This is a genomic window from Curtobacterium sp. NPDC098951 (assembly GCF_044759965.1).
Lineage (GTDB): Bacteria > Actinomycetota > Actinomycetes > Actinomycetales > Microbacteriaceae > Curtobacterium.
In genome coordinates, this window is record NZ_JBIWAG010000003.1 from 460,573 (window position 1) to 486,513 (window position 25,941).

The 25,941-nt window shown below is 71.5% G+C and carries 26 protein-coding genes; 20 read left to right on the top strand and 6 right to left on the bottom strand.

The features are described from left to right. Positions 1–43: 43 nt before the first annotated feature. Complete coding sequence (locus ACIQUC_RS11240) at positions 44–529, bottom strand: glutathione peroxidase (RefSeq protein ID WP_022905344.1); 486 nt, start codon at positions 527–529, stop codon at positions 44–46. Positions 530–599: 70 nt separating this feature from the next. Between ACIQUC_RS11240 and glmS the strand changes: the two genes are divergently transcribed. From glmS to ACIQUC_RS11270, 6 genes are all read left to right on the top strand, one after another. After that, the gene (glmS, locus tag ACIQUC_RS11245; protein WP_402266761.1) at positions 600–2,447 is read left to right on the top strand and encodes a glutamine--fructose-6-phosphate transaminase (isomerizing); all 1,848 of its coding nucleotides are present in this window, start codon (positions 600–602) and stop codon (positions 2,445–2,447) included. A 7-nt stretch (positions 2,448–2,454) separates the two neighbouring features. Next, positions 2,455–2,835, top strand: coding sequence for a holo-ACP synthase (locus ACIQUC_RS11250; RefSeq protein ID WP_402266763.1), 381 nt, complete (start codon positions 2,455–2,457; stop codon positions 2,833–2,835). Continuing rightward, the gene (alr, locus tag ACIQUC_RS11255) at positions 2,832–3,935 is read left to right on the top strand and encodes an alanine racemase (protein ID WP_402266765.1); all 1,104 of its coding nucleotides are present in this window, start codon (positions 2,832–2,834) and stop codon (positions 3,933–3,935) included. The genes ACIQUC_RS11250 and alr (ACIQUC_RS11255) overlap by 4 nt, the downstream gene beginning before the upstream one ends. Beyond that, positions 3,932–5,092, top strand: coding sequence for an alanine racemase (gene alr / locus ACIQUC_RS11260; RefSeq protein ID WP_402266768.1), 1,161 nt, complete (start codon positions 3,932–3,934; stop codon positions 5,090–5,092). Before alr (ACIQUC_RS11255) ends, alr (ACIQUC_RS11260) begins: the two co-directional genes overlap by 4 nt. Then, positions 5,089–5,598, top strand: a complete 510-nt coding sequence (gene tsaE / locus ACIQUC_RS11265) for a tRNA (adenosine(37)-N6)-threonylcarbamoyltransferase complex ATPase subunit type 1 TsaE (RefSeq protein WP_402266771.1) — start codon at positions 5,089–5,091, stop codon at positions 5,596–5,598. The genes alr (ACIQUC_RS11260) and tsaE overlap by 4 nt, the downstream gene beginning before the upstream one ends. A gap of 102 nt (positions 5,599–5,700) precedes the next feature. After that, complete coding sequence (locus tag ACIQUC_RS11270) at positions 5,701–6,300, top strand: NAD(P)H-dependent oxidoreductase (protein ID WP_402266774.1); 600 nt, start codon at positions 5,701–5,703, stop codon at positions 6,298–6,300. Here ACIQUC_RS11270 and ACIQUC_RS11275 read toward each other — a convergent pair. Continuing rightward, positions 6,266–6,994: an alpha/beta hydrolase gene (locus ACIQUC_RS11275; RefSeq protein WP_402266777.1), complete on the bottom strand. Its 729-nt coding sequence runs from the start codon at positions 6,992–6,994 to the stop codon at positions 6,266–6,268. The genes ACIQUC_RS11270 and ACIQUC_RS11275 overlap by 35 nt on opposite strands. 84 nt (positions 6,995–7,078) lie before the next feature. Here ACIQUC_RS11275 and tsaB point away from each other — a divergent pair, with 84 nt between their 5' ends. The 4 genes from tsaB (at position 7,079) to ACIQUC_RS11295 (ending at position 10,257) form a co-directional block, all read left to right on the top strand. Further along, on the top strand, positions 7,079–7,705 hold the full coding sequence (gene tsaB / locus ACIQUC_RS11280; protein ID WP_402266780.1) for a tRNA (adenosine(37)-N6)-threonylcarbamoyltransferase complex dimerization subunit type 1 TsaB: 627 nt from the start codon (positions 7,079–7,081) through the stop codon (positions 7,703–7,705). Beyond that, positions 7,702–8,277: a ribosomal protein S18-alanine N-acetyltransferase gene (gene rimI / locus ACIQUC_RS11285; protein WP_402266783.1), complete on the top strand. Its 576-nt coding sequence runs from the start codon at positions 7,702–7,704 to the stop codon at positions 8,275–8,277. Before tsaB ends, rimI begins: the two co-directional genes overlap by 4 nt. Beyond that, positions 8,270–9,319 (top strand): tRNA (adenosine(37)-N6)-threonylcarbamoyltransferase complex transferase subunit TsaD, encoded by a 1,050-nt coding sequence (gene tsaD, locus ACIQUC_RS11290; protein WP_402266786.1) that lies wholly within the window; start codon positions 8,270–8,272, stop codon positions 9,317–9,319. Before rimI ends, tsaD begins: the two co-directional genes overlap by 8 nt. Positions 9,320–9,441: 122 nt before the next feature. Beyond that, complete coding sequence (locus tag ACIQUC_RS11295) at positions 9,442–10,257, top strand: DUF4190 domain-containing protein (protein WP_402266789.1); 816 nt, start codon at positions 9,442–9,444, stop codon at positions 10,255–10,257. Between the two features lie 222 nt (positions 10,258–10,479). Here the strand turns inward: ACIQUC_RS11295 and ACIQUC_RS11300 are convergent, their stop codons facing one another. After that, a complete protein-coding gene (locus tag ACIQUC_RS11300) occupies positions 10,480–11,685 on the bottom strand; it encodes an SAM-dependent methyltransferase (protein WP_402266792.1) in 1,206 nt (401 codons plus the stop codon). 162 nt (positions 11,686–11,847) lie between these two features. Between ACIQUC_RS11300 and groES the strand changes: the two genes are divergently transcribed. Both groES and rarD read left to right on the top strand, forming a co-directional pair. Next, the gene (gene groES / locus ACIQUC_RS11305; protein WP_022906996.1) at positions 11,848–12,144 is read left to right on the top strand and encodes a co-chaperone GroES; all 297 of its coding nucleotides are present in this window, start codon (positions 11,848–11,850) and stop codon (positions 12,142–12,144) included. A gap of 163 nt (positions 12,145–12,307) precedes the next feature. Beyond that, positions 12,308–13,270 (top strand): EamA family transporter RarD, encoded by a 963-nt coding sequence (gene rarD / locus ACIQUC_RS11310; RefSeq protein ID WP_022906995.1) that lies wholly within the window; start codon positions 12,308–12,310, stop codon positions 13,268–13,270. A gap of 346 nt (positions 13,271–13,616) precedes the next feature. Here the strand turns inward: rarD and ACIQUC_RS11315 are convergent, their stop codons facing one another. Both ACIQUC_RS11315 and guaB read right to left on the bottom strand, forming a co-directional pair. Continuing rightward, entirely contained in the window at positions 13,617–14,951 is a 1,335-nt protein-coding gene (locus ACIQUC_RS11315; RefSeq protein WP_402266796.1) for an ABC transporter substrate-binding protein, read from the bottom strand. Positions 14,952–15,297: 346 nt separating this feature from the next. Further along, the gene (gene guaB, locus ACIQUC_RS11320; protein WP_022906992.1) at positions 15,298–16,800 is read right to left on the bottom strand and encodes an IMP dehydrogenase; all 1,503 of its coding nucleotides are present in this window, start codon (positions 16,798–16,800) and stop codon (positions 15,298–15,300) included. Between the two features lie 355 nt (positions 16,801–17,155). Between guaB and ACIQUC_RS11325 the strand changes: the two genes are divergently transcribed. From ACIQUC_RS11325 to ACIQUC_RS11355, 7 genes are all read left to right on the top strand, one after another. After that, positions 17,156–18,502 (top strand): branched-chain amino acid ABC transporter permease, encoded by a 1,347-nt coding sequence (locus tag ACIQUC_RS11325; protein WP_402266799.1) that lies wholly within the window; start codon positions 17,156–17,158, stop codon positions 18,500–18,502. 11 nt (positions 18,503–18,513) lie between these two features. Beyond that, positions 18,514–19,500 carry a branched-chain amino acid ABC transporter permease gene (locus ACIQUC_RS11330; RefSeq protein WP_022906990.1) on the top strand — a complete coding sequence of 329 codons (987 nt, stop codon included), beginning with the start codon at positions 18,514–18,516 and terminating at the stop codon, positions 19,498–19,500. Then, positions 19,493–20,380 (top strand): ABC transporter ATP-binding protein, encoded by an 888-nt coding sequence (locus ACIQUC_RS11335; protein WP_402266802.1) that lies wholly within the window; start codon positions 19,493–19,495, stop codon positions 20,378–20,380. The genes ACIQUC_RS11330 and ACIQUC_RS11335 overlap by 8 nt, the downstream gene beginning before the upstream one ends. Then, entirely contained in the window at positions 20,377–21,204 is an 828-nt protein-coding gene (locus ACIQUC_RS11340; RefSeq protein ID WP_402266804.1) for an ABC transporter ATP-binding protein, read from the top strand. The genes ACIQUC_RS11335 and ACIQUC_RS11340 overlap by 4 nt, the downstream gene beginning before the upstream one ends. 208 nt (positions 21,205–21,412) lie before the next feature. After that, positions 21,413–21,598 (top strand): hypothetical protein, encoded by a 186-nt coding sequence (locus tag ACIQUC_RS11345; RefSeq protein ID WP_402266807.1) that lies wholly within the window; start codon positions 21,413–21,415, stop codon positions 21,596–21,598. Between the two features lie 55 nt (positions 21,599–21,653). Beyond that, positions 21,654–22,775 carry a GuaB3 family IMP dehydrogenase-related protein gene (locus tag ACIQUC_RS11350; protein ID WP_022906986.1) on the top strand — a complete coding sequence of 374 codons (1,122 nt, stop codon included), beginning with the start codon at positions 21,654–21,656 and terminating at the stop codon, positions 22,773–22,775. 61 nt (positions 22,776–22,836) lie between these two features. Then, positions 22,837–24,726 (top strand): glycerol-3-phosphate dehydrogenase/oxidase, encoded by a 1,890-nt coding sequence (locus ACIQUC_RS11355; RefSeq protein WP_402266810.1) that lies wholly within the window; start codon positions 22,837–22,839, stop codon positions 24,724–24,726. Positions 24,727–24,798: 72 nt separating this feature from the next. Here the strand turns inward: ACIQUC_RS11355 and ACIQUC_RS11360 are convergent, their stop codons facing one another. After that, on the bottom strand, positions 24,799–25,308 hold the full coding sequence (locus ACIQUC_RS11360) for a hypothetical protein (protein WP_402266813.1): 510 nt from the start codon (positions 25,306–25,308) through the stop codon (positions 24,799–24,801). A gap of 100 nt (positions 25,309–25,408) precedes the next feature. Between ACIQUC_RS11360 and ACIQUC_RS11365 the strand changes: the two genes are divergently transcribed. After that, positions 25,409–25,939, top strand: coding sequence for a cation:proton antiporter regulatory subunit (locus ACIQUC_RS11365; protein ID WP_022906983.1), 531 nt, complete (start codon positions 25,409–25,411; stop codon positions 25,937–25,939). The last annotated feature ends 2 nt before the right edge of the window (positions 25,940–25,941 follow it).

Here is a 25,941-nt window from a genome sequence, read left to right on the forward strand (position 1 = left end):
CCTCCCGTCCGACGTCCGGTGCGCGTCCGTGGGACGCGACCCGTCAGGCGGGGAGCGCCGCCTCGATGGCGGCGACGACCTCGGGGGCGTCCGGCTTCGTGGTGGGACGGAAGCGCGTGACGGTGCCGTCCGGGGCGACCAGGAACTTCTCGAAGTTCCACGACACCCTGCCCGCCTTGCCGTCGGCGTCCGGGGTCTCCTTGAGGGCCTGGTAGAGCGGGTGGGCGTTCTTGCCGTTCACCTTGACCTTCTCGGACATCGGGAAGGTGACGCCCCACGTGGTGGAGCAGTACTCGTCGATGGCCTCGGACGTGCCGAGCTCCTGCAGGAACTGGTTGCTCGGGAAGCCGAGGACGGTGAAGCCGCGGGGGCCGTACTCCTTCTGGAGTGCCTCGAGCTGCTCGTACTGCGGCGCGAGACCGCACCGGGACGCGACGTTCACGACCAGCACCGCCTTGTCCGCGAAGGCACCGAACGTGGTGTCCTCGCCGTGGAGAGTCGTGATCGCGATGTCGTCGAAGCGTCCCATGTCCCAAACGTTATCCCCAGCCCTGCTCCTTCGCAGGGTCGTCGCTCAGGCAGACCGTAGGATCGTCCCCATGTGTGGAATCGTCGGCTACGTCGGCAGCAACAGCAGCCAGGACGTCCTCCTCGGTGGCCTCCGTCGGCTCGAGTACCGCGGCTACGACTCGGCGGGCATCGCCGTCGTGGACGGGTCGCACGAGCTCGCGTCCGCGAAGAAGGCGGGCAAGCTCCAGGCCCTCGTGGACGAGCTCGCGTCGCACCCGATCGCGGACGGCGGGACCGGCATCGGCCACACCCGCTGGGCGACGCACGGTGGCCCGACCGACGGCAACGCGCACCCGCACCTGGCCGACGGCGGCAAGCTCGCCCTCATCCACAACGGCATCATCGAGAACTTCTCCGAGCTCCGCGCCGAGCTCCAGGCCGAGGGCGTCACGTTCCTCAGCGAGACCGACTCCGAGGTCGCGGCGCACCTCGTCGCCCGCTCCTTCCGTGAGACCGGCGACCTGACCACCGCCATGCAGCAGGCCGTGCAGCGGCTCGAGGGCGCCTTCACGCTCCTCGTCGTGCACGCCGACCAGCCCGGTGTCGTCGTCGGCGCCCGGCGGAACTCCCCGCTCGTGGTCGGTCTCGGCGACGGCGAGAACTTCATGGGCTCCGACGTCGCGGCGTTCGTCGCCTACACGCAGCGCGCCCTCGCGATCGGGCAGGACGAGATCGCCACGATCCGTCCCGACGGCGTCGACGTCATCCACTTCGACGGCACCCCGGCGACGCCGAGCGAGTTCGAGGTGAACTGGGACGCCTCGGCGGCCGACAAGGGCGGCTGGACCTCGTTCATGGCGAAGGAGATCAGCGAGGAGCCCGAGGCCGTCGCGAAGACGATCCTCGGCCGGGTGCACGACGGTGCCGTGACGCTGACCGACCTCGACCCGATCGCCGACCGCCTCGCGCAGGTCGACCGGGTCATCGTCATCGCCTGCGGGACCGCGGCCTACGCCGGCATCCTCGGCAAGTACGCGATCGAGCAGTGGGCCCGCGTCCCGGTCGAGGTCGAGCTCGCGCACGAGTTCCGCTACCGCGACCCGGTGCTCGACGACCGCACCCTGGTCGTCTCGATCAGCCAGTCCGGCGAGACCATGGACACGCTCATGGCCGTCAAGTACGCGCGTGAGCAGGGCGCGCAGGTCCTGTCGATCTGCAACACCCAGGGCGCGACCATCCCGCGCGAGTCCGACGCCGTGATCTACACGCACGCCGGTCCCGAGGTCGCCGTCGCGTCGACGAAGGCGTTCATCGCCCAGGGCGTCGCGCTGTACCTGCTCGGGCTGCACCTCGCCACGCTGCGCGGCACCCTGACGGCCGAGCAGATCGCCGAGCAGGTCGCCGAGCTCGAGGGGCTCGCCCCGAAGCTGCAGCAGACCATCGACGACGCGTCCGGCATCAAGGACCTGGCGCGCTGGATGGCCGACACCCGCAGCGTCCTCTTCCTCGGGCGCCACGTCGGGTACCCGATCGCGCTCGAGGGTGCGCTGAAGCTCAAGGAGCTCGCGTACATCCACGCCGAGGGCTTCGCCGCCGGCGAGTTGAAGCACGGCCCGATCGCCCTCATCGAGCCGGGCCAGATCGTCTTCGTCATCGTGCCGTCGCCGCGCGACCCGCGGTCGCTGCACCCCAAGGTCGTCTCGAACATCCAGGAGATCCGCGCTCGCGGCGCCCGGGTGATCGCGATCGCCGAAGAGGGCGACGCCGCCGTGCTGCCCTTCGCCGACGAGGTCCTGCGGATCCCGCTCGCGACGCCGCTGTTCGAGCCGCTGCTCGCCGTCGCGCCGCTGCACATGTTCGGCATGGAGCTCGCCGCAGCCAAGGGACTCGACGTCGACCAGCCCCGCAACCTGGCGAAGTCGGTCACCGTCGAGTAGTCGCGCGATGATCATCGGCATCGGGGTCGACGTGGTCGACCTGGAACGGTTCGAGCGGGTGCTCGACCGCACGCCCGCGATGCGCACGCGGCTGTTCACCCCGTCGGAGCTCGTGCGCGACGGGGAACCGCGGCCGATCGCGTCGCTGGCGGCCCGGTTCGCGGCGAAGGAAGCCGTGATCAAGGCGTTCGGGTCGAGTGCGGGGCTGAGCTGGCAGGACCTCGAGGTCGTCTCCGACGACCAGCGGAACCCGTCGCTGACGCTGCACCAGGAAGCACAGCGGGTCGCGGACCGGCGCGGGGTCGGCTCGGTCCACCTCTCGCTCTCGCACGACGGTGGGATCGCGACGGCGTTCGTGGTCCTCGAAGGAACAGGGGAGTCCGCGTGAGCGCGTTCACCGGGATCACGGTCGACCGGGAGGCGCTGATCGCCAACTACGGTCGCGTCGCCGAACAGGTGGCACCGTCCGGCGTCATCGCCGTCGTCAAGGCCAACGGCTACGGCCACGGCGCAGCGGAGTCCGCGCGGGCGTTCGTGGACGCCGGCGCGGAGTGGCTCGGCGTCGCCGACATCGACGAGGGGATCGCCCTCCGGCACGCGGGCATCGACGAGGGCGTCCGGATCCTCGCCTGGCTGCACGCCCCCGACGAGGACTTCCGGCGCGCCGCCCGGTACGGCATCACGCCGGCCGTCTCCAGCGTCTCGCAGCTCGCTGCGGCCGCGGACTCCGAGGTCCCCGCGGTGCACGTGTGCGTCGACACCGGTCTGAGTCGCAACGGCGCGGTCGAGTCCGAGTGGCCCGAGCTCTTCGAGACGGCCGGGCGACTGGCCCGCAGCGGTTCGCGCACGCGGGTCGAGGGCCTGATGTCGCACCTGTCGAACGCCTCACGCGCGGACGACCTCGACCAGGACGCGGCGCTCCAGCGGGCGCTCGGCGGACTCGCCGCGAACGGCATCGTGCCCGACATGGTGCACCTCGCCGCCAGCGCCGCGAGCATCGCCGTCGCGGAGACCCGGCACGACGTCGCACGGGTGGGCCTCGCGCTGTACGGACTCAGCCCGTTCCCGGACCGCACCTCGGCCGACCTCGGGCTGCGTCCCGCGATGCGCGTGACCGCCGCGGTGCTCCGGACCGTGCCGGTGCGTGCGGGCGAGGGCGTCAGCTACGGGTACACCTGGCGTGCGACGACCGACACGCGGCTCGCGGTGATCGGCCTCGGGTACGCCGACGGTTTCGACCGCGCCTTCGGCAACCACGTCTCGGTGCGGATCGGCGACCGGACGTTCCCGGTGGTAGGTCGCGTGGCGATGAACGCCATGCACGTCGACATCGGCGACGCCGACGTCCGCGTCGGTGACGAGGCCGTGCTCTGGGGCGACCCGGCGAACGGCGACCCGGCGGTCGAGGACTGGGCCGAGGCAGCCGGCACGATCAACTACGAGGTGGTCGCCCGGGTCGGCCGCAGCGTCGAACGGAGGACGTCGTGAACGCGCCGCTGCGCCGGGCCGAGATCGACCTCGACGCCTACCGCGCCAACCTCGACCTCGTCCGCGAGTGGATGGACCCCGTCGAGCTCATGGCGATCATGAAGGCCGACGCCTACGGGCACGGCCTCGAGCCGATCGCGCTCGCCGCGGTGGACGCCGGCATCCGGTGGATCGGCGTGCTCACCGTCCCGGCGGCCCTGCGCCTGCGGTCGATCGGCGTCGGCGAGGACGTGCACCTCTTCACGTGGCAGCACGACCCCGCGCTGGACTTCCGCGACGCGATCGACTCGGCGGTGGACCTCGGCGTCTCGAACGTCCCCGAGCTGCAGCGCGTGATCGACGCCGTCGACCACCGACCGGCCCGGGTGCACCTCGGGTTCGACTCCGGCCTGCACCGCGACGGTTCGACGCCCGACGACTGGCCCGCACTCGTGGCCCTCGCCCGCGACGCCCAGCGGGACGGACGCATCGAGGTCGTCGCCGCGTACACGCACCTCGCCGAGTCCTCCGACGACGAGGACGCCGCGGCCGTCGCGCTCTTCGACACCGCGGTCGAGCAGGCCGAGGACCTCGGGCTCGACATCCCGACCGAGCACGTGGCCGCCTCGCTCGCCGGACTCGAGCGCAAGGAGTTCCGCAAGGACATGGTCCGGATGGGTGCGAACCTGTTCGGCATCCCGGGGGCCGACGGTGTCTCGGCGGCCGACCTCGGGCTCGAGCCCGTGATGACGCTGACCGCCTCGGTGGCGAAGACCAAGCGGGTCCCCGTCGACACCGGGGTCTCGTACGACTACACGTACCGGACCACCGCCGAGACGACCCTCGCCCTCGTGCCCGTCGGGTACGCCGACGGCGTCCCGCGGCTCGCGCAGGGGCGTGTCGAGGTCGCCATCGGCGGCACGCGCTACCCGATCGCCGGTCGCGTCGCGATGGACCAGTTCCTCGTCGACGTCGGCGACGACGACGTGCAGGTCGGCGACACCGTCGTCCTGTTCGGCACGGGCGAGCACGACGAGATGACGGTCCTCGAGTGGGGCGAGGCGCTCGGCACCATCGGCGAGGAGATCGTCTGCCGGATCGGCGCGCGCGTGCCCAGGGTGTACGAGGGGCACCGGGTCGAGGGGCACGTCGCCGAGTACCTGCGGGGCGAACGGTGACCGAGCCCCGCGTGCTGCTCGACACCACGGCCCGGACCACCGAGGAGATGGGTGCACTCGGCGCCCGACTCGCGGCCGTCCTCCGCGCCGGCGACCTCGTCGTGCTGACCGGTCCGCTCGGCGCCGGCAAGACCACCATGACCCGGGGGCTCGGCGCGGCGCTCGGCGCCCGCGGGCAGGTGTCGAGCCCGACGTTCGTCCTCGCCCGGACCCACCCGACCACCGCCGGCCCGGACCTGGTGCACGTCGACGCGTACCGGCTGTCCGACCCGGTCGAGCTCGACGACCTCGACCTCGACTGGGACGCCTCGATCGTGGTCGTGGAGTGGGGCCGCGGGTTCGTCGACGGCGTCTCCGACAGCATCCTCGGCGTCGAGATCGTCCGCGCGACCGGTGCCGGCGAGGCCCCCGGTCCGGACGACCTCGACCCGGACGACGTCCCCGACGAGCCCCGCCGGGTCGTCGTCACCGCGACCGGTCCCCGTTGGGACGGCGTCGCCCTCTGACCCCGGTGCCCCGCGACCGGCTCGCCGTCGCCACGGGGTCCCGGCGCCGACGTCGACCGGTGTGCCCCTGCTGCCGTCCAGCCGGCGTCGCGAGGATGCAGTGTGCCGACGCTCATCGTGACCGCCCACCCCGACCCCGACTCGTTGACCCACCACGTCGCGGAGGAACTCCGGGCCGCCCTGCCCGAGGGGTCCGTCGAGACCGTTGACCTCGCTGCGGAGGGCTTCGACCCACGGTTCACGCTCGCCGACCGGCAGACGTACCGCACGGGTGCGGGTGCCCCTCACGACGTCGTCGCCGAGCAGCAGCGCATCGACCGGGCCACCGACCTCGTCCTCGTGTTCCCGGTCTGGTGGTGGTCCGTCCCGGCGCTCCTCAAGGGCTGGATCGACCGCGTGTTCGTGAACGGCTGGGCGTTCGACGTCGATCCCGACGGCGGGCTCCGCCGCACCCTCGGGCGGCTCACGATCCACTTCGTCCCGGTCGCCGGTGACGACGCCGGAGTGTGGGACCGGCACGGCTACCGCGCAGCGCTCCGCACCCAGATCGAGCACGGGATCGTCGACTTCTGCGGCGCACGGCGCGGTGTCACCGTGTTCGTGCACGACTCGGAACACGAGGACGCGACGGTCCGCGCGCAGGCCGTCGCCGCGGCCGTCGGAGCGGTCAGCCGATCGATCGTCGACCGCTCCCGGGACTGAGCACCTGCTCCGCGACCAGGTCGGGTCGGGTGGTGAACGGGTGGTGCCCGGTGGGTACGTCCACCGATCGGGTCGCGCGGGCGGCGTGGTGCCGTTGGAGTCCGACCGTGGTGCTCCGGTCGTCCGTGCAGACGAGGTACGTCGAGTCGACGCCCTGCCACCCCGCGGCCGAGGTCGGCGTCACGAACGACGTCGCGTCCTGCGGGGTCACCCGGGTCCACGCGGCCCGTTGCACGCTGGTGTCCGCGTCCTGCAGGAACCGGGCGCCGAACGACGACGCGTCGTACCCGCTGACGGCGAGGCGGCCGTCGCCCGCGTCGCCGATCGACACCGGGTCCGGCTCGTCGGCCATGATCGTGCCCTGCGCCGTGCCGACGTCGGGCAGGTAGGAGGACACGAACACCAGCCGTGAGACCGCCGGGTGGGGTCCGGCCTCGGCGATCACCGTGCCGCCGTACGAGTGCCCGACGACGACCGCCCCCTCGGGGTCGTCCACGTCGTCGAGTGCTGCGCGGAGCGCTGCGGCGTCGGCGACGAGCCCCGAGGTGCCCGCCGGTGCTCGTCCCTCGCCGCAGCTGGGGAGTGCCACGGCCCGGCTGCGGATCCCGGCGCGCTGGAGCAGGAGGTCCCCGGTCGGACGCCACCACCAGTCGCCGTCGCGGACGAGGGCACCGTGCACGAAGAGCAGTTCCATGGCGGCGACGCTACGACCGCGCGGCTCGGCACGTGCAGCCGTTCGCCCACAGCGGCACTGCGGCAGCACGCCTACGATGGACGGGTGCTGCTCGCGATCGACACCTCCGCCGGAACGTCCGTCGCCCTGGTCGACCCGGCCACCGGTCGACCCCTCGCGACCCGGAGCACCGAGGACAGCCGTCGCCACGCCGAGGTCATCGGTCCGTTCCTCGCCGAGGTCCTCGCCGAGGCCGACGTCACCCCGGCGGGCGTCACGGGCGTGGTCGCCGGGATGGGGCCGGGGCCGTTCACCGGCCTCCGCGTCGGCATCGCGGCTGCGCGCACCTTCGCCGCGGCACGCGGCGTCCCCCTCCTCCCGCTGGTCAGCCACGACGCGGTCGCCGCCGACCAGGACCGCCCCGGGCCCTTCGTCGTCCTGACGGACGCGCGTCGGCGCGAGGTCTACTGGAGCGCCTACGACCAGACCGGCACGCGCGTCGCGGGGCCGGGACTCACCAAGCCGGCGGACCTCGACGAGGCGATCCGCGCCTCCCGGCCCGACGCGGTCGACTGGGACCGGGTCACCGCCCTGTCCATCCCGGCCTGGAGGCTCGGTGTGCTCGCCGCGGACCGGCTCGCCTCCGGCACGCCCTTCGCGGACGACGCACCCCGATACCTGCGCGATCCGGACGTGACGATGCCGGGTGCGCCCAAGCGGGTGAAGCAGTGACGCTGCCCGACGGGCTGCGCCTTCGGCGCGCGCACCCGCAGGACCTCGACGACGTGATGTGGTTGGAGCACGCGTCGTTCCCGACCGACGCGTGGTCGGCGTCACAGATGTCCGGCGAGCTGTACTCGCCGCACGGCCACTACGTCGTCGTCGAGACGACCGACGACGGGGCACCGACGATCGTCGGGTACGCCGGGCTCTCGTCCCTCGCCGGCAACCCCGTCGCGGACGTCCAGACGATCGCGGTCGCCGCGGACCAGCGGGGGAAGGGCATCGGCCGTGTGCTCTTCACCGAGCTCCTCGACGAGGCACGGCGGCGCGGTGTGCACGAGGTCTTCCTCGAGGTGCGGGCCGACAACCCCGTCGCCCAGGCGATGTACACCGCGTTCGGGTTCGAACGGATCGCGGTGCGTCCGCGCTACTACCAGCCGGACGGCGTCGACGCGTGGGTGATGCGGGCGGCACTCCGCCCGACCGCTCTGGACGACCCCGCCACGCCCGGAACGCCCGGCACCTCCGGCACGCCCGCGTCGGGCGTCGGCCCCATCGGACAGGAGGCCCTCGATGGCTGAACCCCTCGTGCTCGGCATCGAGACGAGCTGTGACGAGACCGGCGTCGGCATCGTGCGGGGCACCACCCTGCTCGCGAACGTCATCGCGTCGAGCATGGAGGAGCACGCGCGCTACGGCGGGGTCGTGCCCGAGGTCGCCGCACGGGCGCACCTCGAGGCGATGACGCCGACGCTCTCGGCCGCGCTCGAGCAGGCCGGGGTCACCCTGGACGAGATCGACGCCGTCGCGGTCACCGCGGGCCCCGGGCTCGCCGGCGCACTCATGGTCGGGGTCGGCGCGGCCAAGGCCCTCGCGGTGGCGACGGGCAAGCCGCTGTACGGCGTCAACCACCTGGTCGGACACGTCGGCGCCGACGTGCTGCGGTCGGACGGCTCGGAGATCGACCTGCCGACGGTGGCGCTCCTGGTGTCGGGCGGGCACACGTCCCTGCTGCTCGTGAACGACCTCGTCGGGGACGTGGAGCTCCTCGGCGAGACGATCGACGACGCCGCCGGCGAGGCGTTCGACAAGGTCGCGCGGCTCCTGGGGCTGCCGTACCCGGGCGGGCCGCAGATCGACCGGGCGGCGGCGGGTGGCGACCCCACCGCGATCCGGTTCCCCCGCGGGCTCACGCTGCCGAAGGACATGGCCGCGCACCAGTACGACTTCTCGTTCTCCGGGCTCAAGACCGCCGTCGCGCGGTGGGTCGAGCGCTGCCGCGACGAGGGGCGCGAGGTCCCGGTCGCCGACGTCGCCGCCAGCTTCCGCGAGGCCGTCGTCGACGTGCTCCTCACGAAGGCGCTGCGCGCGTGCGAGGACACCGGGGTGCACCGGCTCCTGCTCGGCGGGGGCGTCGTGGCGAACGCCCGGCTGCGGGCCGTCGCCGAGGAGCGCTGCGCTCGGGCCGGGGTCGCCCTCCGGATCCCGCCGTTCGACCTCTGCACCGACAACGGCGCGATGATCGCCGCGGTCGGCGCCCGGCTCGTCGCCGAGGGGCACGCGCCGAGCGACCTCGGGATCGCGGCCGACTCCACGCTGCCGGTGACGACCGTCCAGGTCTGACACACACGTCGCCCCCACCGGTCCGGCGCTGACGTGCCGGGTCCCGCCCGGCCTCCGGACGGGTGTCTGTGGGAGGATTCACGAAGGGCGCCGACGAACAACGCGCCCGAGAGGGGTGGACGGTGTCCGATCAGAACCAGTGGCCGAAGCCGGGCGAGACGCCGGACGGCGGTGCGTCCTCGTCCCCGTCGAGTGCGGCCCACCCGGAGTCCGGGCCGGGCACGTCGGGCCAGGGTGCGTCCGAGGGGACGGCGGCACCGCAGAACCCGTACGGCGCGCCGGCACAGCCGCAGGGGCAGCCCGGGTCGGGTGCCCCGCAGAACCCGTACGCGGCCCCCGGCCAGCAGAACCCGTACGCGGCGCCGGGCCACCAGAACCCCTACGCGGCGCCCGGTCAGCAGAACCCGTACGCGGCCCCCGGCCAGCAGAACCCGTACGCGGCCCCGAGCCAGCAGAACCCGTACGCGGCGCCTGGGCAGCAGAACCCGTACGCAGCGCCCGGCCAGCACAACCCGTACGCGGCACCCGGCCAGCACAACCCGTACGCGGCCCCCGGTCAGCAGAACCCCTACGCCTCCGCGGGGCAGCAGAACCCGTACGCCTACGCCTCGACGGGCTACCAGCCCTACGCGCAGCGGCCGAAGGTGAACACGCTGTCCGTGCTCGCGATCGTCTTCGGCCTCGCCGGTGCGCTGCCGTTCTTCTGGTTCATCGGCATCCTGCTGGGCCCGACCGGTGCGATCCTCGGCCACATCGCCCTCGGCAAGCTCAAGACGAGCGGTGAACGCGGCCGCGGGCTGGCGTTGACCGGTGTCATCGCGGGCTGGGTCGTCACCGGGATCTGGATCCTCGTGGTGATCATCCTCGTCGCGACCGGCTTCGGATCCTCGCGGTACTCGGACTACTCCGGCTACGACTCGGGCGCCTTCATCGGCTGACGCGGGCCGCAGCTCGCACAACCGAAGTCACCCCGAACCACGGCGATCCGTGGTTCGGGGTGACTTTCGTTGTGCGGCCCGCGCGGCACGGCGAGCACCGCGCGCCGGGCCGAGCCCGCGCGCCGGGCCGAGCCCGCGCGCCGGGCCGAGCCCGCGCGCCGGGCCGAGCCCGCGCGCCGGGCCGAGCCCGCACGCGGGGCCGGCCCCGCCCCGCCCCGCGGCCTACCCGGCCGTCTCGCCGAGCCGCTCGCACAGGATCGCGGTGTGCCGTCCCTCCAGGCGGGTGAGCACCAGGGTCACGCGACCGCTGCCGCCCCGCAGCCGCAGCCGCTTCCGGAACTGCGCCGGGTCGACGTCGACGCCGCGCTTCTTGATCTCGACCGTGCCGACGCCGTCGGCGGCGAGCCGTGCGGCGAGCTGCTTCACGTCGAGCGGCAGGACGCCCTTCACCCGGAACCCCTGGGCGAACGGGGTCGAGACGGCCTGGTCGGAGCTGACGTACGCGATGCCCTCGGAGAGCATGCGACCGTCGATCGACCGGGCGAGGTCCCCGATCAGCCGTGCGCGGATGACCGCACCGTCGGGTTCGTAGAGGTACGCGCCGAGCGGTCCGACCGACGCGTCCGGAGCGTCCGCCTCGCCGGTCAGCTCCGCGATCCCGTGCGGACCGATGACGGTCGCGGCGCGGCGGATCCCCGGGCGGGCGAGGGGGCCGAACCAGAGGGCGAGTTCGACGACCTCGCGGTCCACCGAGGTCCACTGCGCCTCGGCGGTGTCCGGGATGAGGTCGCGGTCGACGCCGGGCCCGAGCTTCACGCCCGTCGGGGTGGTCGTCGCGGCGGCGAACACGGTGTCGAGCGACGGGGACCAGTCGTCCGGGTCCGCGAGCCGCTTCGTGTTCGTGTGGCCGGAGGTCCGCCTGGCCGGGTCCATCCAGACGCCGTCCACGCGGGTGAGGTCGAACCCGGCGGCGTCGCCGAGCTCCACCCGGGCGGAGTCCCAGAGCGAGAGGTTGTGGGTGGCGACGGCTGCGGTGACCTCGTCGCGGTCGACCGCGGTGACCTCGAGGTCGAGCGCCGCCATCGCCATCGCGTCGCCGCCGATGCCGCAGCCGAGGTCCGCGACGCGCCGCAGCCCGGCGGCGGCGAAGCGTCCGGCGTGCTGGGCGGCGACCTGCAGCCGGGTCGCCTGCTCGAGCCCGGCCTCGGTGAAGAGCATCCGGGCGGCGAAGTCGCCGAACTTCCCGCGGGCCTTCTGCCGGAGCTTCGCCTGCGTGAGGACCGCCGCGACGAGGCCCGGGTCGTGTCCCTCGGACCGCAGTCGGGAGACGACACGGACGATCTCACCACCGTCGGACACGGCCGGGGTACGGTCGAGCAGGGCCATCCCCTCGGGGGTCAGCAACTGGGCGAGATCGGCGGCTTCCACCCGACGATCCTCCCAGGTCGCCGAGAGCCCGGCAGGACGTTGGCACTCGGATTGACCGAGTGCCAACGACGCCCTAGAGTTGGGCCGTTGGCACTCTCCTGCGCGTAGTGCCAGCACGGTTCCCATCTGTACCGAGTCAGTACCGAGAAAGAAGAGGTCACCGTGGCCGTCAGCATCAAGCCGCTCGAGGATCGCATCGTCATCCGCCAGGTCGAGGCGGAGCAGACCACCGCTTCCGGTCTGGTCATCCCGGACACCGCGAAGGAGAAGCCCCAGGAGGGCGAGGTCGTCGCCGTGGGCCCGGGTCGTATCGACGACAACGGCAACCGCGTCCCGCTCGACGTCGCCGTGGGTGACAAGGTCATCTACTCGAAGTACGGCGGCACCGAGGTCAAGTACTCGGGCGAGGACCTCCTCGTCCTCTCTGCCCGCGACGTCCTCGCGGTCATCGTGCGCTGAGTCCAGCACGCATCGAGAACGCCCTGTTCGGCTCCGGCCGGCGGGGCGTTCTCGCGTTCCGGGCGTGGGCGTCCCGGGTGCGGTCCGTCGGGTGGCCGGGCAGACCGGTCCGGGAGGCGCGGCTCGGCCCCGCACCGTCGGTGCTGGTTCCTAGGATGGTTCCGTGAGTGAACCGTCCCCGGCACGCCCGGCCCGCAGCGAGGCATCCGTCGGCGTCGTGCAGGCGATCGTCGCGTACGGGCTGTGGGGACTCATGCCGCTGCTCTTCGCGGCGATGGCCCCCGCCGGCGCGTTCGAGATCGTCGCCTGGCGGATCGTCTTCGGGCTGGTGTTCTGCGCGATCGCGATCGCCGTCACCCGCTCGTGGCTCCGGACCCGCACGCTGATGGCCCAGCGTCGGGTGATGCTCGTGATGGGCCTCGCGGCCGTCCTCATCCTGGTGAACTGGACCGTGTACGTCGCGGCCACCACCACGGGACACACCGTCGAGGCGGCCCTCGGGTACTTCATCAACCCGCTCGTCACGATCGCCCTCGGGGTCGTGGTGCTCCGCGAACGCCTGCGTCCGCTGCAGTGGACCGCCGTCGGCATCAGCATCGTGGCCGTCGTCGTCATCGCGGTGGGCTACGGCCAGATGCCGTGGATCTCCCTGGTGCTCGCGTTCTCGTTCGGCCTGTACGGCCTCGTGAAGAAGCGCGTCGGCGGCACGGTGGACGCGCTGAGCGGTCTGACGATCGAGACCGTGTGGCTGCTCCCGATCGCGGTGGTCGCCCTCGTGGTGCTCGGCGTGACGGGGCTCGGCGGCGGCGTGACGTTCGCGAGTGCCGGTGGGCTCCACGTCCTGGTGACGGTGCTGACCGGGCCCGCGACGGCGGTGCCGCTCCTGCTGTTCGCGTCCTCGGCGCGGCGGGTGAGCCTGTCCACGCTCGGGTTGACGCAGTACCTCGCGCCGGTCATGCAGCTGCTCGTCGGCGTGGTCGTGCAGCACGAGCCGATGTCGGGTGCGCGGTGGTTCGGCTTCGGGATCGTGTGGCTGGCCCTCGTCCTGCTCACGGTCGACTCGTTCGCGGCCGGTCGCGCATCGCGGCGCCGGGCGCAGGCACCCACGGCGGCCGAGCCGGTCTGACGGAGGCGCGCCGCGCCTCCCGGCAACCTGCGACCGGGCGAGCCCGAGGTACCTGGTCGATTCGGGCGTACTGCCCCGAAAGTTCCGACCAGGTACGCCCGATTCCGTCAGGTACGCCGATCCGGCCCGCTCCGCACCGCCCCACGCCGAGCCACGAGGCCCGGCGACCGCCTCGCCTGCCGTCCCGCCCGCCTGCCCGCCGTGCGCCGAGTCTCGGCCCGGCGGACTGTTTCGCGCGGTGTCGGCCACGAAACCGTCCGCGCAGCCGAGTCTCGGCCCACTCCCGGGCGCACGCGACAGCGCCCCGCGGTCGGGCCGCGGGGCGCTGTCGATCTGGTGGTGTCGGCTACTTCTTGACCGAGCCCTGGATGGCGCTCTGGTAGACGGGCTTGTTGTCGCCGTCGAACTTGTAGATGCCGATGTAGGCGCTCGACGGGTCGTTGTTCTCGTCGAACGGACCGATGCCCGACGGACCCGTGTAGTGGATGTCCTCACCCTTGTCGAGCAGGGCGACGCAGTCCTTGAACGTCGAGCACTCGGTGCCGCCGTCGGCTCCGGACACCGCGGCCATGTTGGCCTGGATGGTCCCGGAGTCCGTGCCCTTGCCCTTCACCGCGGCGAGGGCCGCGAGGACGGTGGCGTCGTAGGACTCGGCCGCGTACGAGTAGTCGGCGAGGTCCTTGCCGGACGACTTCTTGTAGAAGGCGGACAGCTGGGCCTTGAACTCGTCCTTGGGCGAGGCGCCGGGGATGGTGCCCTGCGCGCCGGTCAGCGTGCCCTTGTCGAAGTCCTTCGAGTAGTCGGCGGTGTTGCCGTCGGACATGTAGATCTTCGACATGTTCGCGTCCTGCGACTTCAGCTCCGGGATGATCGACTTCGTCTCGTCGAACGCCAGGACGACGATGGCGTCCGGCTTCGTGGCGAGCGCCGCGGTCACCTCGGACGAGAAGGTCGTCTGGCCGGGCGGGAACTCCTGGCCCTTGCCCTTGCCGCCGTAGACGACGGATCCGCCGGAGTCCTCGATCGCCTTCTGCACGGTGTTCCGGAGACCGGTGCCGTAGGTGTCGTTGAAGACGAGGAAGGCGACCTTGGCGTTGCCGTCACCCGTGACGAGCTGACCGAGCGCCGAGCCCTGCACCGAGTCCGGCGGAGCGGTCCGGTAGTAGTACGACGAGTAGCCGGAGAGGTCCGACGCGGTGTTCGCGGGGGAGATCTCCACGATGCAGTTGCTCGTGAGCTGGTCGATGACGTTGAGCGTGACGCTGGAGGACTCGGCGCCGATCGCGACCGGGACCTTCGCGTTCACGAGCTTCGTCGCGGCCGAGCTCGACACCGTCATGTCGTTGCTGTCACCGGAGTCGGTGGCGGGGTCGATGGTGACGTCCTTGTCGAGCACACCGCCCGCGGCGTTGATGTCCTGCACCGCGAGCCCCACACCGGACTCCGCGGGCGGGTTCAGGTAGGCGAGCGAACCGGTCAGCGGCAGGATCGTCCCGATCTTCAGCGCGTCGGTGCCGGGGGTGTCCGGGGCCTTGCAGCTCGCGGCGGGGTCCTTCTTCGCGCCGCCCGACGCGGAAGAGGACGGCGAGGTGCCGCCGCTGGTGGTGGAACAGGCGGCGAGGAGGAGCGCCGCCGCTCCTGCCACTGCCAGTGCCGTGGTGGCACGGGTGGTTCTGATCATCCGTGGAGCCCTTTCTCTGCGCGGAACCTCAGGTCCCGCTGGGGATGTGAGAGAACGTAGGGTCACGGTGTTTCAGCGGTGTGACGGGGCGGTACGCAAAGTGTTTCGTTACCCAGCCGTGACGCGGGGGGGGCGCGGAAACCCGGGGGCCGCGCGGTGGCGCTGCGGTGGCCTTGCGGGGCCGAGCGCCTCGGCCCGCGCAGCGCGGACAGCGGACGACCCCGGTCGTGTGGGGCTCGCCGGCGTCGGGCATCGAGCGCGCGGACCGTGCCGCGACTCGCTTGCCCACCGACGACGAACGCCCCCGCTCCGTCGAGGAGCAGGGGCGTTCGGGGTGCGGATCGGCTCAGCGGCTGTAGTTCGGCGCCTCGACGACCATCTGCACGTCGTGCGGGTGGGACTCCTTGAGCCCGGCCGGGGTGATCCGGACGAACTTGCCGCGGGCCTTGAGCTCCGGGACGGTGCGGCCACCGACGTAGAACATCGACTGCCGCAGGCCACCGACGAGCTGGTAGACGACGTTCGCCACCGAGCCGCGGTAGGGCACCTGGCCCTCGATGCCCTCGGGCACGAGCTTGTCGTCCGAGGGGACGTCGGCCTGGAAGTAGCGGTCCTTCGAGTACGAGGTCTTCTTGCCACGGGTCTGCAGGGCACCGAGGGAGCCCATCCCGCGGTACGCCTTGAACTGCTTGCCGTTGACGAACACCAGGTCACCGGGGGACTCGTCGGTGCCGGCGAGGAGTGAGCCGAGCATCACGGTGTCCGCGCCGGCCACGAGGGCCTTGGCGATGTCGCCCGAGTACTGCAGCCCGCCGTCGGCGATGACCGGCACGCCGGCCTCACGCGCGGCGAGGGAGGCCTCGTACACGGCGGTGACCTGCGGGACGCCGACACCCGCGACGACGCGCGTGGTGCAGATCGAGCCCGGTCCGACGCCGACCTTGACGGCGTCGACGCCCGCGTCGATGAGCGCCTGGGCGCCCTCGCGCGTGGCGGCCTGCCCACCGATGACGTCGACCGCGGCGAACGCCGGGTCGGCCTTGAGGCGGCGGACCATGTCGAGCACGCCGGCGCTGTGGCCGTTGGCGGTGTCGACGACGAGGACGTCCACGCCGGCTTCGCGCAGGGCGGTCGCACGCTCCCAGGCGTCGCCGAAGAAGCCGATCGCGGCACCGACACGCAGTCGGCCGGCGTCGTCCTTGGTGGCGTCCGGGTACTTCTCGCTCTTGTCGAAGTCCTTGACCGTGATGAGACCGCGGAGCTTGCCGTCCTCGTCCACGAGGGGGAGCTTCTCGATCTTGTGCTCGGCGAAGATCGCGACGGCGTCGTCCGGGTCGATGCCGACCGGGGCCGTGATGAGCGGGGCCTTCGTCATGACGTCGCGGACGAGCGTGGACTGCTGCTCGAACGGCGCCACGAACCGCATGTCGCGGTTGGTGATGATGCCGACGAGGGTGCCGTCACCCTCGACCACCGGCAGGCCGGAGACGCGGAACTGTCCGCAGAGCGCGTCCACCTCGGCGACGGTGGCGTCCGGGCTGGTGGTCACCGGGTTGGTGATCATGCCGGACTCGCTGCGCTTGACCTTGTCGACGGCGGCCGCCTGGTCGGCGATCGACATGTTGCGGTGCAGGATGCCGATGCCGCCCTGCCGGGCCATGGCGATCGCCATGCGGGCCTCGGTCACGGTGTCCATCGCCGCGGAGAGCAGCGGGACGTTGACCGTGATGCGCTTGGTGAGCCGGGACGCGGTCGACGCCTCGCTCGGGATGACGTCGGTGTACCCCGGCAGGAGCATGACGTCGTCGTACGTGAGTCCGATGAATCCGAACGGATCCGGCTGGTCCATGGGTCCCCTTCGTGGGCGAGGTGAAGTGGTCGAGACACCGGGAACGCTGCGGCGGGTTCCGGATAGACCATGGTAACGCGCACGCGCTCTCCCGCATTCCGCCCCGTGGACACCCGTGGGCGGCCGGGAGGCGCGGTGCGGCCCCGCCTCGGAACCCCCGTCGAGACTTCCTCCACAACGTCACAGTTCCGGCACGAATCACACAGGGAACGTGATGGAAACACGGGTGACACACAATCCCCCTAGCGTCCTCGTCATCCGAACGAGAGGCTCTTCCGTGGGATCCATCACTCCGCCGGGGTCTGCGCCGCTGCGCAGGTTCCGCCTCCGCCCGGGACGAAAGCGACCGGTCATCATGGCCGTCCTCGTGCTCGCGTTCCTGGCGACCTTCCTGATCGACTGGGCGGTGACGCTGCCGGCGATCGGCGCCACCCCGGCCCCGAACGCGTCGGCTTCCGCGAGCACCGCACCAGCCAGCACCCAGCCGTGCACGGTCAGCCCGACGAACGGCTGCATCCAGGGCACGATCACCGACTCGGACCGCGAACCGGTCGAGGGCGTCGCCGTCGACGTCGCCGGGCCGGGCGGCTTCGCGCAGACCGCGACGACGTCCGACACCGGTCGGTGGTCGGTGAGCGTCACCGCGGCGGGCAGCTACACGGTGAGCGTCGACCAGGACACCCTGCCGAAGGGCCAGTACCTGACGAACGCGGCCGACGCGAAGCGCACCGTGTCCGCGAGCCTCAACGCGAACGTCGGCCAGATCTTCCAGCTGTCCGACCAGCAGGGGGTCGTCACGAACGACGACGCGACGAGCGTCACGCCCCAGCGGGCCTGGCAGCAGTTCGCGTCGGGCATCCGACTCGGGCTCCTCATCGCGCTGGCGTCCGTGGGCTTGTCGCTCATCTACGGCACGACGGGGCTGTCGAGCTTCTCGCACGGTGAGCAGGTCACCCTCGGCGGGTTGCTCGCGTACCTGTTCGCGAACCAGCTCGGGTGGAACATCTGGCTGACGGGGGTGGTGGTCACGCTGCTGTGCGCGGCGACCGGGTACCTGCAGGACGCCGGCATCTGGCGGCCGCTGCGGCGCAAGCGCATCAGCCTGACGCAGCTCATGATCGTGACGATCGGGTTGTCGATCGCCGCCCAGTACGCGTTCCAGTACTTCTTCGGGGCGTCGACGGTCCGCATCCAGCAGGGGAACCCGGAGACGATCCGGTTCGCCGGTGTCACGCTCACGGTGCAGTCCTACGTCGCGATGGGCATCGCCCTCGTGGTCCTGGTCGCCACCGGCCTGTTCCTCGCGAAGACGCGCTTCGGACGTGCGACCCGTGCGGTGTCGGACAACCCGGCACTCGCCAGCGCGTCCGGCATCGACGTCGACCGGGTGATCCGGTTCGTGTGGACGCTCGCAGCCGGCCTCGCGGGGCTGTCCGGCGTGATGCTCGGGCTCGTCCTCAACGGCGTGAACTGGCAGACCGGCCTGCAGCTGCTGCTGCTCATGTTCGCCTCGGTCACGCTCGGTGGCCTCGGCACCGCCTACGGCGCACTCGTCGGCTCGATGATCATCGGCGTCGTCGTGGAGCTCACGAACCTCGTGCTGCCGGGTGACTTCAAGTACGCCACCGCCCTCGTGATCCTCATCCTCATCCTGCTGTTCCGGCCGCAGGGCATCTTCGGTCGCGCCGAGCGGATCGGCTAAGGAGCGCCGCAATGGACTACATCCTCTCCCTGCTCTCCTCGCTCACGCAGGAGGCCCTCGCCCCGACCACGGCGGCGTTCGCGCTCGCCGCGATCGGCCTCAACGTCCACTTCGGACTCACCGGCCTGGTCAACATGGGCCAGGCGGCGTTCCTGCTGCTCGGCGCGTACGGCTTCGCGATCTCGATCACCAACGGGCTGCCGTTCGTGATGGCGGTCCTCGTCGCCCTGCTCGTCGCGATCGTCTTCGCGATCATCCTCGGCATCCCGACCCTGCGGCTGCGGGGCGACTACCTCGCGATCGTCACGATCTCCGGTGCCGAGATCATCCGCATGGTGGGACGCTCGAGCCTGCTCACGACGACGACCGGCGGCTCGAACGGCATCACCGGGTCGAGCTACCGCGACCCGTTCAACGCCCTCAGCCCGCTCCCGGACGGCACCACCTCCATCCTGTGGTTCACGTACTCGAACAACGGCGTCAACGGCTGGTGGATCCGCATCGCGGCGTGGGGCCTCGTCGCCCTCTTCACCCTCGTGCTGTTCCTGCTCATGCGCAGCCCCTGGGGCCGTGTCGTGAAGGCCATCCGCGAGGACGAGGACGCCGTCCGCTCCCTCGGCAAGAACGTCTACTCGTACAAGATGCAGGCGCTCGTCTTCGGCGGTGCGCTCGGAGCCCTGGCCGGCATCATCTACGTCCTGCCGAGCTCGGTGCAGCCCGACGCGATGGGCCGTTCGATGACGTTCTTCATCTGGACGGCACTCATCCTCGGCGGCGCGGCGACGGTGTTCGGACCGGTCCTCGGCGCGGTGCTGTTCTTCGTCGTCCGGCTCGCGATCCGCACCCTCGCCGGTGACTTCATCCCGAACTCGATCATGAACGCGCAGCAGGCCGAGCAGTTCTCCTACGTGCTCGTCGGCGTCGCGCTCATGCTCCTCATCGTGTTCCGTCCACAGGGCCTGCTGGGCAACAAGAAGGAGTTGACGTTCAGTGTCTGAGACCTACGCCCACCCCAAGGACGACCCGATCCTGGTCGTCGACGACGTCACCCGTCGCTTCGGCGGGATGACCGCGGTCGACGTCGACCACCTCGAGGTCCAGCGCGGCTCGATCACCGCCCTCATCGGTCCGAACGGCGCCGGCAAGACGACGTTCTTCAACCTGCTGACCGGGTTCGACAAGCCGAGCCCGGGTGCGACGACCCGCTTCAACGGCGACACGATGCAGAAGACCAGCGCGACCCACATCGCGAACAAGGGCATGGTCCGCACGTTCCAGCTCACGAAGGCGCTCAGCCGCCTCACCGTGATGCAGAACATGCTCCTCGGTGCCCGCGACCAGCCCGGCGAGAACTTCTTCGTCGGACTCGTCCCGGCGCTCTGGCGGAAGCGGGAGCGCGAGATCACGGCGAAGGCCGAGGACCTCCTCGTCCGGTTCAAGCTCGACACCAAGGCGGACGACTACGCCGGCTCGCTCTCCGGTGGGCAGCGGAAGCTCCTGGAGATGGCCCGGGCACTCATGTCCGACCCGACGATGATCATGCTCGACGAGCCGATGGCCGGCGTGAACCCGGCACTGACGCAGTCGCTGCTCGGGCACATCCAGTCCCTGCGCGACGACGGCATGACCGTGCTGTTCGTCGAGCACGACATGCACATGGTCCGGCACATCTCGGACTGGGTCGTCGTGATGGCCGAGGGCAAGGTCGTCGCCGAGGGTCCGGCCGACACGGTGATGGACGACCGTGCGGTCATCGACGCGTACCTCGGTGCGCACCACGACACCGACCTCGGTGACGACTCGCTCCTGAACGAGGAGACCTACGAGGAGCTCGCCGAGGAAGTAGCGGAAGAAGACGAGCAGGAGGCGACCCGATGACCGACGCAAGCGAGCCGACGAACGCGAGCAGCGCCTCCAGTCCGGACGCCGCCCCGGCGCCCGTGGCCGGCACGGCCACCCTTAACCGCGAGCCGGTGCTCAGCGCGAAGAACCTCGTCGCCGGGTACCTGCCCGGGGTGAACATCCTGAACGGCTGCGACCTCGACTGCTACCCGGGCGAGCTCATCGGCATCATCGGGCCGAACGGCGCGGGCAAGTCGACGCTCCTCAAGGCCCTGTTCGGCCTGGTGTCCATCCGCGAGGGCTCGGTGACCCTGCAGGGCGAGGACATCACCAACCTCAAGGCGAACAAGCTCGTGCAGGCCGGCGTCGGCTTCGTCCCGCAGACGAACAACGTCTTCCCCTCGCTCTCGATCGAGGAGAACCTGCAGATGGGCCTGTACCTCCGGCCCCGCAAGTTCGCCGAGCGGCTCGAGGTCATCTACGACCTGTTCCCCGTCCTCGGACAGCGGAAGGGCCAGCGCGCCGGATCCCTGTCCGGCGGCGAACGGCAGTCGGTCGCGATGGCCCGGGCGCTCATGATGGACCCGAAGGTCCTGCTCCTCGACGAGCCGTCCGCCGGACTGTCGCCGGTGCGCCAGGACGAGACGTTCATCCGCACACGCCGGATCAACAAGGCCGGTGTGTCGATCGTCATGGTGGAGCAGAACGCGCGACGCTGTCTGCAGATCTGCGATCGTGGGTACGTGCTCGACCAGGGGAGGAACGCGTACTCGGGCACCGGGAAGGAGCTCGCCGACGACCCGAAGGTCATCGAGCTGTACCTGGGGACGCTCGCCAAGGACGTCGACTCCGCGCGCTGAGCGAGCGGTGTCGACCGTGGGTGCCGCTGTGGGGGCGGTACCCGCACCGAGTGGGGTCGTGCGTGGACGCTCAGCGCCGCACGGCCCCGCTCCTCACCGGGATCGGCGCGCGGCGCGCGGCTCGCCTCTCGCGGCTCGTGTCACCGGTTCGGCACGCCATCGACCAGGAGGCGCGACCCACCCCAGTCGGGTCGCTACCCTCGGACGCGTGCGGACCCCCGGCCCCCTCGTGCTCGACGCCCTCGTGTGGCTGGTCTTCGCCGTGCTCTTCGTCGGGGCGGCGCTGCTCGTGAAGGCAGCGGCCGCGTTGCTCGGTGTGCTCGTGGTGTTGGCGCTCCTGCTCGGCCTCGTGCTGCGGGTGCTGCGGAAGCGCCGCGCCCGCCGGACACGCTGACCGGCGCCCGCGGGTGTCCGTGTCACCCGGGGGACACGACCGGTAGGCTTGCCGGGTGAGTGAAGTCGAGATCGGTGCTGGCAAGCGCGGACGTCGGGCGTACGCGTTCGACGACATCGCGGTGGTCCCCTCGCGGCGCACGCGTGACCCGCGTGACGTGAGCGTGCAGTGGTCGATCGACGCGTTCACGTTCGAGTCGCCGATCCTCTCGGCCCCGATGGACTCCGTCGCCTCGCCGGCGACCGTCATCCAGATGGGCCGGCTCGGCATGCTCGGCGTCCTCGACCTCGAAGGGCTCTGGACCCGCTACGAGGACCCGACGCCCTACTACGACGAGATCAAGGCGCTCACCGACGGCAACGTCACCAAGCGCATGCAGGAGATCTACTCCGAGCCGGTCAAGGCCGAGCTGATCACCGCGCGCCTGGCCGAGATCCGCGCCGCCGGGGTGCCCGTCGCCGGGTCGCTCAGCCCGCAGCGCACGCAGGAGTTCTCGCAGACCGTCGTGGACGCCGGTGTCGACCTGTTCGTCATCCGCGGCACGACCGTCTCGGCCGAGCACGTCTCGCAGAACACCGAGCCGCTCAACCTAAAGAAGTTCATCTACGAGCTCGACGTCCCGGTCATCGTGGGCGGTGCCTCGACCTACACGGCGGCGCTGCACCTCATGCGCACCGGTGCCGCGGGTGTGCTCGTCGGCTTCGGCGGCGGCGCTGCCTCGACCACCCGGGCCGCGCTCGGCATCCACGCCCCGATGGCCACCGCCGTCGCCGACATCGCCGGCGCTCGCCGCGACTACATGGACGAGTCCGGCGGCCGCTACGTGCACGTCATCGCCGACGGCGGGCTCGACACCGCGGGCGACGTCGTCAAGGCGATCGCGATGGGCGCCGACGCCGTCATGCTCGGCACCGCGCTCGCCCGCGCGACCGAGGCACCCGGTGGCGGCTTCCACTGGGGTGCCGAGGCGCACCACCCGGAGTTGCCGCGCGGCCGCCGGGTCGAGGTGGGCACGATCGCCCCGCTCGAGAACGTCCTGAACGGCCCGACCCCGACCTGGGACGGCCGTGCGAACATCGTCGGCGCGCTGCGTCGGTCGATGGCCACGACGGGATACTCCGACGTCAAGGAGTTCCAGCGAGTAGAAGTGGTCGTGGCGCCGTACCACCGGAACTGACGGTGGCACCCGCACTCCGGCGCGGGTGACGCCTCGGCGTCACCGTGACACGGAGGCGACGATGGCCAAGACCAGCACGAGTACGTCCAGCGCGACCCGGCCGGCCCGCGCCGAGAACGCGGCACCGGGGGTGGGGTTCGACCCGTCCACGAAGCTCGGTCCCGACGAACGCACCGCCGCGATCGAGGCGATGAAGACCCGGGAGCTCGACGTCCTGGTGGTCGGCGGCGGCATCGTCGGTGCGGGCAGCGCGCTCGACGCCGTGACGCGGGGCCTGAGCGTCGGCATCGTCGAGGCCCGCGACTGGGGATCGGGCACCTCGAGCCGCTCGTCGAAGCTCGTGCACGGCGGCATCCGGTACCTCGAGCAGCTCAACTTCGGGCTCGTCCGCGAGGCCCTCATCGAGCGCGGACTCCTGCTGCAACGCATCGCCCCGCACCTCGTGAAGCCCGTCCGCTTCCTCTACCCGCTGAACCACCGCGTGTGGGAGCGCTTCTACATCGGGATCGGCATGGCGATGTACGACGCCTTCAGCTGGTCCGGCGGCCGACCGCCCGGGGTCCCGCACCACCGGCACCTCAGCCGCACGCAGGTGCTCCGCTCGATGCCGTCGCTCAAGAAGGACGCCTTCGTGGGCGGCATGACCTACTACGACGCCCAGGTCGACGACGCCCGGTACGTGGCCTCGCTCGTGCGCACGGCGGCGTCGTACGGCGCCCACGCCGCGAGCCGCATCCGGATCGAGGGCTTCATCAAGGTCGGGGAGCGCGTGGTCGGTGCCGAGGCGCACGACATCCAGACCGGCGAGAAGTTCGAGATCCGCGCGAAGCAGGTCGTCAACGCGACGGGCGTCTGGACCGACGACACCCAGGCGATGATCGGCACGCGCGGTCAGTTCAAGGTGCGCGCCTCGAAGGGCGTCCACCTGGTCATCCCGCGCGATCGCTTCCAGTCGAACATGGGCATGATCCTCCGCACCGAGAAGAGCGTGCTGTTCGTGATCCCGTGGGGTCGGCACTGGCTGGTCGGGACGACCGACACCGACTGGTACCTCGACAAGGCCCACCCGGCGGCGACCGCGGCGGACATCGACTACATCCTCGAGCACGTGAACAAGGTCCTGGCGGTCCCGCTCACCCGCGAGGACGTCGAGGGCGTGTACGCCGGACTCCGGCCGCTGCTCGCCGGGGAGTCCGACCAGACGTCGAAGCTCAGCCGCGAGCACGTCGTCGCGCACACCGTGCCCGGGCTCGTGGTCGTCGCCGGCGGCAAGTGGACCACCTACCGCGTGATGGGCAAGGACGCCATCGACGAGGCCGTCGCCGCGATGGACGGCAAGATCCCCGGCTCGACGACCGAGGACATCCCGCTGCTCGGCGCCGAGGGCTACCCGGCCGCCTGGAACCGCCGCGGCCGCACCGCGCGGAGCTTCGGCGTGCACAAGGTCCGGATCGAGCACCTGCTGAACCGGTACGGCACGCTCGCGACCGAGGTGCTCCGGCTCGTGAAGCAGGACCCGTCGCTCGCCGAGCCGCTCCCGGGTGCGGACGACTACATCGGGGCCGAGGTCGTCTACGCGGCCTCGCACGAGGGCGCGCTGCACCTCGAGGACGTCCTCGCCCGTCGCACCCGCATCTCGATCGAGGCATGGGACCGCGGCGAGTCGGCGGCCCCGGTCGCGGCGAAGCTCATGGCAGACGTGCTCGGCTGGGACCAGGAGACCACCGAGCACGAGGTGTCGAACTACCTCAAGCGCGTCGCGGCGGAACGCGAGTCGCAGCTGCAGCCCGACGACGAGTCGGCGGACCGCGTGCGGCTCGAGGCGCCGGACATCGCCTTCGGGTTCGACGAGGACGACGTGGTGGTCGGCGGCGGCCGCTCGAGCGGTGCGGAGGGCGCGAAGGCGTCCGACGAGCAGGTGGTCGGCGAGAAGACGAGCGAGCCCGAGTAGGACGCGACCCGCGTCGACGACGCGCCCCGCGCCTCCTGGCTGTCGACGGCCTGGAGGCGCGGGTCGGCGCAGTCAGGCGGCGCGCGACCCGCGGGCGGTCCGGCGGACGCTGACCGCCTGCCCGATCACGAGGACGAACGGGATCGCGGCCAGCGCGATCGCACTGCTGACCAGGAGGACACCGGCCCAGACGGTGTGCGCGCCACCGTCGACGCCGTAGGCGTCCGCGACGTCCATGCCGAGCCAGAAGCCGCTCCACCAGGTCATCGGGCCGCCGAGCGCGACCACGCCGAGCAGGACCGCGGCGATGACGTGGGTGCGGGCGCGGGTCACCATGAGCGACGTGGCGAGCCCGACCGCCAGGCCGACACCGACGAGGGCGATCCCGACGACGGCCGCGACGTCGGTGCCGACCGAGAACCCCTGCCGGCCGAGTTCCGCGTGGATCGTGCCGAGCGAGGTGCCCGGCACCGCGGCCAGCGGGTCGAGCACGAGCGCCTCGACGGCGAGCAGTGCGGCGTAGAGTGCCACCACCGCGACACCCGTGCCCGCCACCGTGCGCCTGGTCCGTTCGTCGTCCACAGCAGTCCCCCCGGATCTCGTCGTCCACCGGACTGTAGCGGAACGGAATGGCCGGACCCCCTCGGTGGTTATCATCGGGGTACTCGAAAAGGGAGCCATCATGGTCGACGTCCATCGCGTCAAACTCCCCGGAGTCGGCGTGCTGCACAGCTTCTACACCGACGACGGTGGCAAGTGTGGTGTCATCACGCACCGGTCGGGTCACTCCGACCTCATCTCCTTCGCCGACGTCTCGGACGGCGCCGACAAGTCGGAGAAGGTGTCGCTGCGCCTCAGCGAGGACGAGGCGCACACGCTCGCCGAACTCCTCGGCGGCACGCGCATCACCGAGGGACTCGACAAGCTCGACGAGATCCCCGGCCTCAGCATCGACTGGTTCTCGGTCGACTACGACGACGCGATCGCCGGCAAGCCCCTCGGCGACCTGCACGACTCGGGCTTCATCGGCCTGACGGTCGTGGCGGTCGTCCGCGGTGACAGCGCGAACCCGGCCCCGTCGTCGGACTTCGTCGTGTTCCCCGGCGACACCATCGTCGTCGCCGGTGCGCCGGAGAAGGTCGCCAAGGCGTTCTCGTTCTACCGCAGCGGAGAGCTTGCGGCCGCTGCGGCCGAGGCCCCGCCGAGGAGCTAGCC

What these genes read in the sequence shown, in the direction of transcription:
- ACIQUC_RS11315 (WP_402266796.1), bottom strand. Translation starts at nt 14,951, where the DNA reads ATGATCAGAACCACCCGTGCCACCACGGCACTGGCAGTGGCAGGAGCG.
- ACIQUC_RS11240 (WP_022905344.1), bottom strand. Translation starts at nt 529, where the DNA reads ATGGGACGCTTCGACGACATCGCGATCACGACTCTCCACGGCGAGGAC.
- ACIQUC_RS11325 (WP_402266799.1), top strand. Translation starts at nt 17,156, where the DNA reads ATGGCCGTCCTCGTGCTCGCGTTCCTGGCGACCTTCCTGATCGACTGG.
- ACIQUC_RS11355 (WP_402266810.1), top strand. Translation starts at nt 22,837, where the DNA reads ATGGCCAAGACCAGCACGAGTACGTCCAGCGCGACCCGGCCGGCCCGC.
- ACIQUC_RS11275 (WP_402266777.1), bottom strand. Translation starts at nt 6,994, where the DNA reads ATGGAACTGCTCTTCGTGCACGGTGCCCTCGTCCGCGACGGCGACTGG.
- tsaD (WP_402266786.1), top strand. Translation starts at nt 8,270, where the DNA reads ATGGCTGAACCCCTCGTGCTCGGCATCGAGACGAGCTGTGACGAGACC.
- glmS (WP_402266761.1), top strand. Translation starts at nt 600, where the DNA reads ATGTGTGGAATCGTCGGCTACGTCGGCAGCAACAGCAGCCAGGACGTC.
- ACIQUC_RS11330 (WP_022906990.1), top strand. Translation starts at nt 18,514, where the DNA reads ATGGACTACATCCTCTCCCTGCTCTCCTCGCTCACGCAGGAGGCCCTC.
- ACIQUC_RS11365 (WP_022906983.1), top strand. Translation starts at nt 25,409, where the DNA reads ATGGTCGACGTCCATCGCGTCAAACTCCCCGGAGTCGGCGTGCTGCAC.
- ACIQUC_RS11340 (WP_402266804.1), top strand. Translation starts at nt 20,377, where the DNA reads ATGACCGACGCAAGCGAGCCGACGAACGCGAGCAGCGCCTCCAGTCCG.
- ACIQUC_RS11250 (WP_402266763.1), top strand. Translation starts at nt 2,455, where the DNA reads ATGATCATCGGCATCGGGGTCGACGTGGTCGACCTGGAACGGTTCGAG.
- guaB (WP_022906992.1), bottom strand. Translation starts at nt 16,800, where the DNA reads ATGGACCAGCCGGATCCGTTCGGATTCATCGGACTCACGTACGACGAC.